A 236-nucleotide genomic window follows, 5' to 3' on the forward strand; every position below is an offset into this window, starting at 1 on the left:
CCACCTTCAACCTCTCTAACGGTTTCTACTGATTGTTCTACTGCCTTAGCATCTTGTTCTAATGCATTTTTAGTTTTAGTAATGTTTTCATTGATAGCTTTTGCTATCACTCCAAATTCGTCGTTACTCTTAACATCTATCATAGCAGAATCTTTAGTTTTATGATTGATGAAGTCAAAGAAAGAACTAAGACCATTTTGTATAGCTTGTAAAGGTGATAGATAATAAGAGATGAT

At 32.6% G+C, this 236-nt stretch carries 1 pseudogene; it reads right to left on the bottom strand.

Annotation, left to right across the window (positions count from 1 at the left end):
• A pseudogene (locus tag CAMP5121_RS08090) lies at positions 1-236 on the bottom strand (methyl-accepting chemotaxis protein); the annotation flags it as partial.

It is taken from the genome of Campylobacter sp. 2352 PW, assembly GCF_024723575.1.
Taxonomy (GTDB): Bacteria; Campylobacterota; Campylobacteria; order Campylobacterales; family Campylobacteraceae; genus Campylobacter_D.